We start from the raw sequence: 4,336 nt of genomic DNA, 5'->3' as shown, positions 1-4,336 counted from the left end.
GCGCGTGATGCTTATCTCAGTCATCGGCAATTCGACACCGCGTTCGGTCATCACGCAGAAGAACATGCGGCGGTGCTGCAAACGTGCGCACGGGAGGGCATTCCGGGACTTGCCGCAGCTTTCGGTCCGGCCGAGATCGACAAGGCGATCCTCGACGCATTGCTGCGCGCCTGTCGCCGCGATGTGTTCAGCGGGCTGAAGGACAATATCGCCGGCCTCGACGCGCGGCTGACGCCCGATCTCGACGACGGCGTGATCGCCAGATACCTGCAGAGCCGCAAGCCGCTGGCGCAGATGCTGGTCCGTCATACCGTCGGCATGGCCGATCCGGTCGATCAGCTTGCGTCAATTCACGCGCAGACCGGCTGCCGCTATTTCAAGCTGAAGCTGTCAGGCGACGCCTCGACCGATACCGAGCGGCTGGCCGAGATCGCCGGCACGCTGGATGCCATCGGCATGGATTATCGGGTCACGCTCGATGCCAACGAGCAATATGGCAGCCATGATGCGCTGACCGCGCTTGGCGAGGGCCTGCGGAGCCGCGCGCAATTCGGCAATTTTCTGCAGCGGCTGCTCTATGTCGAGCAACCGCTGCCGCGCGATCTGACCTTCGGAACGCCGCTCGGCGAATTCGGCAAGAGTTTCGCTGTCATCGTCGACGAGGGCGAAAGCGACTACGACGCCTTTCCGAAGGCCGTTGCTCTCGGCTATCGCGGCATCTCGTCGAAGGCCTGCAAGGGCATCTACAAGTCACTCATCAACGGCGCCCGCGCGGCGCTGTGGTCCGGCAATGGCGCGGCCCATGCCTTCCTGGCCGGCGAAGACCTCACCTGTCAGGCCGGCCTCGCGGTCCAGCAGGATACGGCGCTGCTTGCCTTCCACGGCGTCGGGCATTCGGAGCGCAACGGACATCATTTCGTCGGCGGGTTCCCATCGACGCCCGGCGACGAGGTTCAGGCCTTTCTCGACGCGCATCCCGACCTCTATGAGGAGCGGGACGGCGAGGTGCGGCTGGCGATCCGGGGCGGCGCCCTCGCGATCGGTTCGCTGGCCCAGCCGGGCTATGCCTCCGGCGTCGATCCGCAGGCCATTCGCGATGGGGGCGTGGGCCCGGAAGCCGCCAAGGCCCTATAATCCGCTAGCAAAATGGCTCTTTTCATCTTTTAACCAGACGGTTAAAAGAGCCGCAAAAGCGCGGAGGGGATTAAGGATGGCGGCTGCAAGACGGCTCGGAATCATCATGCATGGCGTGACCGGGCGCATGGGCATGAATCAGCATTTGATCCGGTCGGTGCTCGCCATTCGTCAGGCGGGCGGCGTCGTATTGTCCGATGGCAGCCGGGTGATGCCGGACCCGATCCTTGTCGGGCGCAACCCGGACAAGATCGCCGCGCTGGCGCAGCAATATGGTGTGACGCGCTGGGCCACCGATGTCGACAAGGCCTTGCTGAATCCCGAGGACGAAATCTTCTTCGATTCCGGCACGACGCAGATGCGGCCCGAGCTTCTGGAAAAGGCGATCGCGCACGGCAAGCATGTCTATTGCGAGAAGCCGATCGCGACCGATCTTGCGTCCGCGCTCAAGGTTTGCCGGCTTGCTCAGAAGGCCGGCGTCAAGAATGGCGTGGTGCAGGACAAGCTGTTCCTGCCGGGGCTGCTCAAGCTCAAGATGCTGCGCGATTCCGGATTCTTCGGCCGCATGATCGCGGTGCGTGGCGAGTTTGGTTATTGGGTATTCGAAGGTGACTGGCAGCCCGCGCAGCGGCCGTCATGGAATTATCGCGAAGAGGATGGCGGCGGCATCATCCTCGATATGGTCTGCCACTGGCGCTATGTGCTCGACAACCTGTTCGGTGAGGTGAAGAGCGTCTCCTGCCTCGGCGCGAAGCACATCCCGACGCGCTGGGACGAGAACGGCAAGGAATACAAGGCGACCGCGGACGATGCTGCCTATGCCACCTTCGAACTCGAGGGCGGTGTGATTGCGCATATCAACATGAGCTGGGTCACGCGGGTTTATCGCGACGACCTCGCGACCTTCCAGGTCGACGGCGTGAACGGCTCGGCCGTCGCCGGCCTGACCGAGTGCGTGATCCAGCCGCGGCAGGGTACGCCGCGCCCGGTCTGGAATCCGGATGTGAAGCAGCCGATCAATTTCTACGACACCTGGCAGCCGGTGCCGGACAATCAGGTCTACGACAACGGCTTCAAGGTGCAGTGGGAGATGTTCATTCGTCACGTCATGGAGAACGCGCCTTATCGCTACACGCTGATGGAAGGCGCCAAGGGCGTGCAGCTTGTCGAATGCGCGCTGCAAAGCTGGAAAGAACGACGCTTTGTCGATGTGCCGGAGCTGAAGTTGTAACTCTTATCCCTCCCCGCTTGCGGGGGAGGGTGTCCGCGAAGCGGACGGGTGGGAGCTTTTGCTGCGTTGACCCCACCCGTCTCGCCGCTGACGCGGCTCGCCACCCCCCCTTTCAGGGGAGGGAGGGATAACAAAGGGAAGAGGCAGCGCCATGAACCGCTATGAACGCCCGCGGGCCGGTCTCACCATCGCACTGCCGCGCGCCGATCTCAGCCTTGAGACTTTCGCGGTCTCAGCGCCCGCAGACTTCCCGGCAAAGGTCAGTGCGCCACTCAACCGCATCGCATTTGCGGCCGCTCACGTGGTCGCCGACCCGCTGGCCGATTCCGATCCCTGGCTCGACGCCGCGGTGGACTGGGATCGCACCATCGCATTCCGGGAGCACCTCTGGGATCTGGGCTTCGGCGTTGCGGAAGCGATGGACACCGCGCAGCGCGGCATGGGGATGAGCTGGCCGCAATCGCTGGAGCTGATCCGTCGTTCTGTTGCTGCCGCGAAGCCGCGCAAGGGGCTCGTATTCTCTGGCGCAGGCACCGATCAGCTTGCGCCGGACGATGCGAAAAGCATCGACGACGTGATCCGCGCCTATGAGGAGCAGATCGCGGCCATCGAGGCCTTCGGCGGGCGCATCATTCTCATGGCGTCGCGCGCACTGGCCCGTGTCGCGACCTCGGGCGACGATTACCGCAAGGTTTATGGCCGCGTGCTCTCGCAGGTGAAGGAGCCGGTGATCATTCACTGGCTTGGCGACATGTTCGATCCGGCGCTCAGCGGCTATTGGGGAACCAGGGATCTCGACAAGGCGACGGATGTCGCGGTCGAAATCATCAACGCAAATGCGTCGAAGGTCGACGGCGTGAAGATCTCGCTGCTCGACAAGGACAAGGAAATCACGATGCGCCGCCGCCTCGCCAAGGGTGTGCGCATGTATACCGGCGACGACTTCAATTACGCCGAGCTCATCGCGGGCGATGCGCAGGGCTATTCGGACGCGCTGCTCGGCATCTTCGATGCGATTGCGCCGGCGGCCGCTGCGGCGCTGGTCGCGCTCGCAAAGAACGACAACGAGACCTTCCACGGCATTCTGGGTCCAACGGTGCCGCTGTCACGGCACATTTTCCGTGCGCCGACGCGCTTCTACAAGACCGGTGTGGTGTTCATGGCCTATCTAAACGGCCATCAGGATCACTTCACCATGGTCGGCGGGCAGGAAAGTGCACGTTCGACGCTGCATCTTGCCGAGATCTTCCGGCTGGCGGATGCGGCGGGACTTCTGCGCGATCCGGAGCTTGCGGTTGATCGCATGCGCGCGGTGCTGGCGGTAAGGGGTGTCGGTGCGTAATGCGCGATCTCTCCAAAGACCATCACTGGCTTTCGATCAACACCGCCACCGTTCGCCAGCAGGCCGATTTCATTGGCATCGTCGAAGCCTGTGCACAGCGCGGCATCCGCGCCGTCTCGCCGTGGCGCGATCAGGTCGCGCATGTCGGGCTTGAGCGCGCGGTGAAGGCCGTGCGCGATGCGGGACTGACATTGTCCGGCTATTGCCGCGGCGGCATGTTCACGAGCGATGCCGCGAACAGGCAGGCGGCGCTGGACGACAACCGGCGCGCCATCGACGAGGCGACAGCGCTCGGCTCACCCTGCCTGGTCCTGGTTGTCGGCGGACTGCCGCAATATTCGCGGCCAGGTTCCGCTCCGTCGAAGGATATCCGCGCTGCGCATGCGCAGGTCACGGAGACGCTGGCCGAACTCCTGCCGTATGCCAGGGCAGCGGGAATGCCTCTTGCCCTCGAGCCGCTGCATCCGATGTATGCCGCTGACCGCGCATGTGTGAACACGCTGCGGCAGGCGCTCGACATCTGCGATGCGATCGATCCTGCCCGCAGCGGTGCGATCGGGGTTGCGATCGACACGTATCACGTCTGGTGGGATTCCGATGTGTGGTCGCAGATCGCGCGCGTCGGCAAG

General features: G+C 63.8%; 4 protein-coding genes. All 4 read left to right on the top strand.

Going from position 1 to position 4,336, the window contains the following annotated elements; all coding sequences use genetic code 11:
- A partial coding sequence (locus VNZ93_RS16265; RefSeq protein WP_325707263.1) for a hypothetical protein occupies positions 1–1,134 on the top strand: 1,134 nt, incomplete at its 5' end.
- 76 nt (positions 1,135–1,210) lie between these two features.
- Positions 1,211–2,365: a Gfo/Idh/MocA family oxidoreductase gene (locus VNZ93_RS16260; RefSeq protein WP_325707260.1), complete on the top strand. Its 1,155-nt coding sequence runs from the start codon at positions 1,211–1,213 to the stop codon at positions 2,363–2,365.
- 151 nt (positions 2,366–2,516) lie between these two features.
- A complete protein-coding gene (locus VNZ93_RS16255; RefSeq protein ID WP_325707257.1) occupies positions 2,517–3,707 on the top strand; it encodes a dihydrodipicolinate synthase family protein in 1,191 nt (396 codons plus the stop codon).
- The coding region (locus tag VNZ93_RS16250; RefSeq protein ID WP_325707254.1) for a sugar phosphate isomerase/epimerase family protein at positions 3,707–4,336 on the top strand (630 nt) is incomplete at its 3' end. The genes VNZ93_RS16255 and VNZ93_RS16250, both read left to right, overlap by 1 nt.

This window comes from Pseudorhodoplanes sp. (genome assembly GCF_035565795.1).
Lineage (GTDB): Bacteria > Pseudomonadota > Alphaproteobacteria > Rhizobiales > Xanthobacteraceae > Pseudorhodoplanes.
The sequence above is the reverse complement of the archived record's forward strand: the minus strand, read 5'-3'. Positions and strand labels throughout refer to the sequence as shown.

Coding starts and splice junctions, on each gene's coding strand:
- VNZ93_RS16255 (WP_325707257.1), top strand. CDS start 2,517: ATGAACCGCTATGAACGCCCGCGGGCCGGTCTCACCATCGCACTGCCG.
- VNZ93_RS16260 (WP_325707260.1), top strand. CDS start 1,211: ATGGCGGCTGCAAGACGGCTCGGAATCATCATGCATGGCGTGACCGGG.